Origin of the sequence: Brucella sp. NBRC 14130 (assembly GCF_040371715.1) — a bacterium.
Classification (GTDB): domain Bacteria; phylum Pseudomonadota; class Alphaproteobacteria; order Rhizobiales; family Rhizobiaceae; genus Brucella; species Brucella intermedia.
The window spans coordinates 1-7,692 of record NZ_BAABTE010000038.1 but is presented as its reverse complement, the minus strand read 5'-3'; the positions used below and the strand labels follow the sequence as shown (position 1 = coordinate 7,692).

Here is a 7,692-nt window from a genome sequence, read left to right as displayed (position 1 = left end):
ATTTAAATTTGCCAATAAAGAACAGCTCATGGGAACCTTCCCAAAATTTCAAATTCAAAGAAAAGACACAGAATTGAGCTTTGAGATTGAAATAACAACAACACCACTGATTTCACATTTCACCAAATTGCGTTTTGGTCTTGCTGAGCATTGGTCTGTATTGTGTCGATGTCAGGGAGAAGTTAAATATAAAGAACAGCGCTATGACATTGATCAGTTGGGAGCTTTTGAATACGCGCGCAGTATCGACTTTAGTTATTTACCCTTAGCGTTTTTCACATATCAAGTCATTAATCTGCTGGATCAGCGTCAGTTATTGTTAGAACAAATTCGAGATTCGTTTAATCGAATTGTACAGTCACGTATTTATATACGTGATTTGCACAAACAACAAACCCATATGTTTGATCGGATGGTGCACTTTCAAGTTCATCGTGTTTACCCTGCTGTGAAAACTCCCAATGGGCAAAAAATGTATTTGCCGCGAGAATTTGAATGGCATTATCAAGATGAGCAGGGACATCACATTCATCTTTGCGCGCAAAGTCGTGGTGATTTTAAATTTGGTTTGGCTGCGGGTTATGTAGGTAGCTTTAAATATCAACTCAAAATGGATAATTATGAGGAACAGGGCGAAAGTGGTTATTGTGAATATGTGGATTGTCGTGCATTAAAGTGGCAAGAAAAAAAATCGCAAGAAAAAAATCGAAATGAAATTGGAGAAATTGTTCACTTTTCACTCAAAAAATAAGAAAAAATCGTCATTTTGCTGAATAAATAAACAAGTGGGAGTTTTTTTATAAAAAATTGAGTAAAGGGGGTTGTGTTGGATTAGAAATGCTGTAGAATGCACATCCATCGGCGGTGATGTTGATTAAAACTTGTTGAGAAACAAGGATTTAGCCCAAGTGGTAGAATCTGAAAGTCTTGAATGAGTTTAAAATAATTAACAAAACCAGTTGACTTCTTCTTGAAAGAGAGTAGTATGGCCGACCTAGCTTACTGATGACGAATCAGTAAGAAGATCATTAAGAGATTATGAAGAACAACTTGTGTGGATTTTTACTGATTGATCGATCGAAAATATTTCATTGATTGATGGTAAAAATTACTCGAAGTTTATTTGAGAAATATTTGTCAGAAAATTGATGAGCCAAGATTTGTAGCCATAAGCTACTAATGATTTTTAACTGAAGAGTTTGATCATGGCTCAGATTGAACGCTGGCGGCAGGCTTAACACATGCAAGTCGAGCGGGGAAAGGTAGCTTGCTACCTGACCTAGCGGCGGACGGGTGAGTAATGCTTAGGAATCTGCCTATTAGTGGGGGACAACATTCCGAAAGGAATGCTAATACCGCATACGCCCTACGGGGGAAAGCAGGGGATCTTCGGACCTTGCGCTAATAGATGAGCCTAAGTCAGATTAGCTAGTTGGTGGGGTAAAGGCCTACCAAGGCGACGATCTGTAGCGGGTCTGAGAGGATGATCCGCCACACTGGGACTGAGACACGGCCCAGACTCCTACGGGAGGCAGCAGTGGGGAATATTGGACAATGGGCGAAAGCCTGATCCAGCCATGCCGCGTGTGTGAAGAAGGCCTTTTGGTTGTAAAGCACTTTAAGCGAGGAGGAGGCTACTTAGATTAATACTCTAGGATAGTGGACGTTACTCGCAGAATAAGCACCGGCTAACTCTGTGCCAGCAGCCGCGGTAATACAGAGGGTGCGAGCGTTAATCGGATTTACTGGGCGTAAAGCGTGCGTAGGCGGCTTTTTAAGTCGGATGTGAAATCCCTGAGCTTAACTTAGGAATTGCATTCGATACTGGGAAGCTAGAGTATGGGAGAGGATGGTAGAATTCCAGGTGTAGCGGTGAAATGCGTAGAGATCTGGAGGAATACCGATGGCGAAGGCAGCCATCTGGCCTAATACTGACGCTGAGGTACGAAAGCATGGGGAGCAAACAGGATTAGATACCCTGGTAGTCCATGCCGTAAACGATGTCTACTAGCCGTTGGGGCCTTTGAGGCTTTAGTGGCGCAGCTAACGCGATAAGTAGACCGCCTGGGGAGTACGGTCGCAAGACTAAAACTCAAATGAATTGACGGGGGCCCGCACAAGCGGTGGAGCATGTGGTTTAATTCGATGCAACGCGAAGAACCTTACCTGGTCTTGACATAGTAAGAACTTTCCAGAGATGGATTGGTGCCTTCGGGAACTTACATACAGGTGCTGCATGGCTGTCGTCAGCTCGTGTCGTGAGATGTTGGGTTAAGTCCCGCAACGAGCGCAACCCTTTTCCTTATTTGCCAGCGGGTTAAGCCGGGAACTTTAAGGATACTGCCAGTGACAAACTGGAGGAAGGCGGGGACGACGTCAAGTCATCATGGCCCTTACGACCAGGGCTACACACGTGCTACAATGGTCGGTACAAAGGGTTGCTACCTAGCGATAGGATGCTAATCTCAAAAAGCCGATCGTAGTCCGGATTGGAGTCTGCAACTCGACTCCATGAAGTCGGAATCGCTAGTAATCGCGGATCAGAATGCCGCGGTGAATACGTTCCCGGGCCTTGTACACACCGCCCGTCACACCATGGGAATTTGTTGCACCAGAAGTAGGTAGTCTAACCGCAAGGAGGACGCTTACCACGGTGTGGCCGATGACTGGGGTGAAGTCGTAACAAGGTAGCCGTAGGGGAACCTGCGGCTGGATCACCTCCTTAACGAAAGATTGACGATTGGTAAGAATCCACAACAAGTTGTTCTTCATGACGATGTATCTGAGGGTCTGTAGCTCAGTTGGTTAGAGCACACGCTTGATAAGCGTGGGGTCACAAGTTCAAGTCTTGTCAGACCCACCAAATCTGACTAACAAGCATTGTTAAATGCTGAATACAGAAAAACAGAGACATTGACTTATTGATAAGCTGGGGACTTAGCTTAGTTGGTAGAGCGCCTGCTTTGCACGCAGGAGGTCAGGAGTTCGACTCTCCTAGTCTCCACCAAATTTCAAGACAAGAAAAGCATGCTTTTCCTTGAAATTTAAGCAAGAAGCTATGCTTCGCGCAGATAGGTTGGATTACAGAAATTAGTAAGTAGATAACTTATTAACTTCTGTGATTTATCACAGTTTCCTGACCTGACGAAGGCTGGAAAAATCATTAACAGAATATATTTGAGTTGAAATAATTTGTTCATACTCGTTTTTAAGATCGACATTAACAGTGATTTATTGCTGATTGATGAAGATTGAAGAAATGAGTTACTAGCGAAATTAACTGAATCAAGCGTTTTGGTATGTGAATTGAATTGAAGCTGTACAGTGTTTAAGTACACAGAACAACAAACTGTATGATCGAGCAATCGATCTGTCCTAGTACTACTTGTAGGTGCTACGACTGTTTGGGGTTGTATAGTCAAGTAATTAAGTGCATGTGGTGGATGCCTTGGCAGTCAGAGGCGATGAAAGACGTAATAGCCTGCGATAAGCTCCGGGGAGGCGGCAAATATCCTGTGATCCGGAGATTTCTGAATGGGGAAACCCACCTGTCATAAGGCAGGTATCGTATGATGAATACATAGTCATACGAGGCGAACGAGGGGAAGTGAAACATCTCAGTACCCTTAGGAAAAGAAATCAATTGAGATTCCCTCAGTAGCGGCGAGCGAACGGGGAAAAGCCCATTAAGTCATATAAGTTCTAGTGGAATGCTCTGGGAAGTGCAACCATAGTGGGTGATAGTCCTGTACACGAAAGGGCTTATATGATGATGTCGAGTAGGGCGGGGCACGTGAAACCTTGTCTGAATATGGGGGGACCATCCTCCAAGGCTAAATACTCCTGACTGACCGATAGTGAACCAGTACCGTGAGGGAAAGGCGAAAAGAACCCCTGTGAGGGGAGTGAAATAGATCCTGAAACCGCATGCATACAAGCAGTGGGAGCCGACTTGTTCGGTGACTGCGTACCTTTTGTATAATGGGTCAGCGACTTACATTCAGTAGCGAGGTTAACCGCATAGGGGAGCCGTAGAGAAATCGAGTCTTAATAGGGCGTTTAGTTGCTGGGTGTAGACCCGAAACCGGGTGATCTATCCATGAGCAGGTTGAAGGTTGGGTAACACTAACTGGAGGACCGAACCCACTGTCGTTGAAAAGCCAGGGGATGACTTGTGGATAGGGGTGAAAGGCTAATCAAACTCGGTGATAGCTGGTTCTCCCCGAAAGCTATTTAGGTAGCGCCTCGGACGAATACCATTGGGGGTAGAGCACTGTTTCGGCTAGGGGGTCATCCCGACTTACCAAACCGATGCAAACTCCGAATACCAATGAGTACTATCCGGGAGACAGACTGCGGGTGCTAACGTCCGTAGTCAAGAGGAAAACAATCCAGACCGCCAGCTAAGGCCCCAAAATTATAGTTAAGTGGGAAACGATGTGGGAAGGCATAGACAGCTAGGAGGTTGGCTTAGAAGCAGCCACCCTTTAAAGAAAGCGTAATAGCTCACTAGTCGAGTCGGCCTGCGCGGAAGATGTAACGGGGCTAAAACTATATGCCGAAGCTGCGGATGTGCAATTTATTGCACGTGGTAGGGGAGCGTTCTGTAAGCCGATGAAGGTGTATTGAGAAGTATGCTGGAGGTATCAGAAGTGCGAATGCTGACGTGAGTAACGACAATGCGAGTGAAAAACTCGCACGCTGAAAGACCAAGGGTTCCAGTCCAACGTTAATCGGGGCTGGGTGAGTCGACCCCTAAGGCGAGGCCGAGAGGCGTAGTCGATGGGAAATTGGTTAATATTCCAATACTTCTATGTAATGCGATGAGAGGACGGAGAAGGTTAAGTCAGCCTGGCGTTGGTTGTCCAGGTGGAAGGTTGTAGGCATGTATCTTAGGCAAATCCGGGGTACTCTATGCTGAGAACTGATAGCAAGCTGTACTTGTACAGTGAAGTGGCTGATACCATGCTTCCAGGAAAAGTCTCTAAGCTTCAGTTACATAGGAATCGTACCCGAAACCGACACAGGTGGTCAGGTCGAGTAGACCAAAGCGCTTGAGAGAACTCTGCTGAAGGAACTAGGCAAAATGGTACCGTAACTTCGGGAGAAGGTACGCTGCCGACGGTGATAGGATTTACTCCTTGAGCTATTGGCAGCCACAGAAACCAGGCCCCTGCAACTGTTTATTAAAAACATAGCACTCTGCAAACACGAAAGTGGACGTATAGGGTGTGATGCCTGCCCGGTGCTGGAAGGTTAATTGATGGGGTTAGCGTAAGCGAAGCTCTTGATCGAAGCCCCAGTAAACGGCGGCCGTAACTATAACGGTCCTAAGGTAGCGAAATTCCTTGTCGGGTAAGTTCCGACCTGCACGAATGGCATAATGATGGGGGCGCTGTCTCCAGCAGAGACTCAGTGAAATCGAATTCGCCGTGAAGATGCGGTGTACCCGCGGCTAGACGGAAAGACCCCGTGAACCTTTACTGCAGCTTGACATTGAACTTTGATCTTACTTGTGTAGGATAGGTGGGAGGCTTTGAAACCGAGACGCTAGTTTCGGTGGAGCCAATCTTGAAATACCACCCTGGTAATATTGAGGTTCTAACTCTGTCCCGTTATCCGGGACGAGGACCATGTCTGGTGGGTAGTTTGACTGGGGCGGTCTCCTCCTAAAGAGTAACGGAGGAGTACGAAGGTGCGCTCAGCGTGGTCGGAAATCACGCGTAGAGTATAAAGGCAAAAGCGCGCTTAACTGCGAGACCCACAAGTCGAGCAGGTACGAAAGTAGGTCTTAGTGATCCGGTGGTTCTGTATGGAAGGGCCATCGCTCAACGGATAAAAGGTACTCTGGGGATAACAGGCTGATACCGCCCAAGAGTTCATATCGACGGCGGTGTTTGGCACCTCGATGTCGGCTCATCTCATCCTGGGGCTGAAGCAGGTCCCAAGGGTATGGCTGTTCGCCATTTAAAGAGGTACGCGAGCTGGGTTTAGAACGTCGTGAGACAGTTCGGTCCCTATCTACCGTGGGCGTTGGAAATTTGAGAGGATCTGCTCCTAGTACGAGAGGACCAGAGTGGACGAACCTCTGGTGTACCGGTTGTGACGCCAGTCGCATCGCCGGGTAGCTATGTTCGGAAGGGATAACCGCTGAAAGCATCTAAGCGGGAAGCCTACCTCAAGATAAGATTTCCCTAGGACTTTATGTCCTCTAAAGAGCCGTTGAAGACTACGACGTTGATAGGTTGGATGTGGAAGCATAGTGATATGTGAAGCTGACCAATACTAATTGCTCGTGAGGCTTGACTATACAACACCCAAACAGTTGGTGTTGTGGTTCAAATCACTGCAAACAACTTGATTTAGTTATAAAGCTAGATACAATATCCAACTCAAATATACCTGTTAATAACTCATTTGATGAAAGTTAGGCACGAAGAGCACTGCTCTGAGGTTAGACCCAACGAATAGTCATAAACAGTTGTGCTGGCGACAATAGCAAGAGTGAACCACCTGATCCCTTCCCGAACTCAGAAGTGAAACCTCTTAGCGCTGATGGTAGTGTGGAGTTATCCATGTGAGAGTAAGTCATCGCCAGCTCATTAATTCAAATCCCCCTCCGCTTAACGCAGAGGGGGATTTTTTATGCAAGGAAGGTTAAATAATAAGGGAATGTAGAAGACGCGGCTAAAAGATAGCCTTTAAAATTTAATAGGGAAAAATAAGAAGAAGTAAACAGATGAAAAGAACCGAAAATAAGCTATCTATAAGGGTCTAAATGCTAAAAAGCTAGTATTTACTGACTTTTATGTCATATTTAACAAGGTCACAGAGCACCTTTTAACGTTTCTTGATGTGCTTTAACCTGTTTGGCATATTTCTTTCCTTGACGCTTCATTTTCCAGCTCGAATGGTATCCTGTTGGACCGACATTATAATAAGCCAAAGCTTTGGGCCAACTTTCTGCTTTTTGGTTATAGTTAGCGAGAATATAGGTGCCACAATTAATATTATTAATCTCTTCAAATAAATCACCAGGGCAGGTTTGTTGCCAATAGCGTGGGATAACTTGAGTAAGTCCAATAGCACCAGCAGGGGAAACAGCATAATTTCTATAGCTAGACTCTTGTCTTATGACTGCTGCAACTAGTAATGGATCCACATTATAACGATCTGCACTTTGTACAATCATAGGTGCAATACGTAGTGCTGTAGTTGGTTCAACAGCATATGCCTTTTGAATGCCGTTGGCTAATTTTGCTGAACGCTTTTCTACGGAACCGCCACCAAGTGATGCACAACCAGTAAATATTAAAGTTGTTGTTAAAATTAAAACAGATTTAGCTTTAATATGAGATGTTGGCAAGTATCGTTGATAATTCAGCAAACTGTATATCCATTGGTATAATGTCTGAGAAGATCATATTGAGCTGTGCAATTACAGTCAAGTTGAGACAGAAGGTACTATTTTATGGTTTTGTTAAATCCGTACTTTATTTAAGCGAAATAGAGGCGATTAATCAAAAGTCTAGATTTTTATGCGGTGAGTAGAGCCACTTGCAAAGACAGTTTTGTCACATAACCCCAAAGTATTTAAATTTTCCATAAGTGATTGCATGGATAAGTAAAAAATTTCTATTGCTTATAATAAATAGCCTAAGCAGAGGCTAAGCATCTAAATTTGTAAGACTG

General features: G+C 45.0%; 2 protein-coding genes, 2 tRNA genes and 3 rRNA genes. 6 read left to right on the top strand and 1 reads right to left on the bottom strand.

The window, feature by feature from the left end; genetic code table 11:
• The 6 genes from ABWW28_RS27040 to rrf form a co-directional block, all read left to right on the top strand.
• Positions 1-751: DUF6670 family protein (locus tag ABWW28_RS27040; RefSeq protein ID WP_353392910.1), on the top strand; the 751-nt coding region annotated here is incomplete at its 5' end.
• Between the two features lie 436 nt (positions 752-1,187).
• A 16S ribosomal RNA gene (locus ABWW28_RS27035) occupies positions 1,188-2,725 on the top strand.
• A gap of 61 nt (positions 2,726-2,786) precedes the next feature.
• Positions 2,787-2,863, top strand: a tRNA-Ile gene (locus tag ABWW28_RS27030).
• Between the two features lie 68 nt (positions 2,864-2,931).
• Positions 2,932-3,007, top strand: a tRNA-Ala gene (locus ABWW28_RS27025).
• Positions 3,008-3,416: 409 nt separating this feature from the next.
• A 23S ribosomal RNA gene (locus ABWW28_RS27020) occupies positions 3,417-6,310 on the top strand.
• A 175-nt stretch (positions 6,311-6,485) separates the two neighbouring features.
• Positions 6,486-6,600, top strand: a 5S ribosomal RNA gene (gene rrf, locus ABWW28_RS27015).
• Together the 16S, 23S and 5S rRNA genes with 2 tRNA genes alongside form the textbook arrangement of a ribosomal RNA operon.
• A 226-nt stretch (positions 6,601-6,826) precedes the next feature.
• Here rrf and ABWW28_RS27010 read toward each other — a convergent pair.
• Complete coding sequence (locus tag ABWW28_RS27010) at positions 6,827-7,387, bottom strand: lytic transglycosylase domain-containing protein (RefSeq protein WP_195727983.1); 561 nt, start codon at positions 7,385-7,387, stop codon at positions 6,827-6,829.
• Positions 7,388-7,692: the final 305 nt, after the last annotated feature.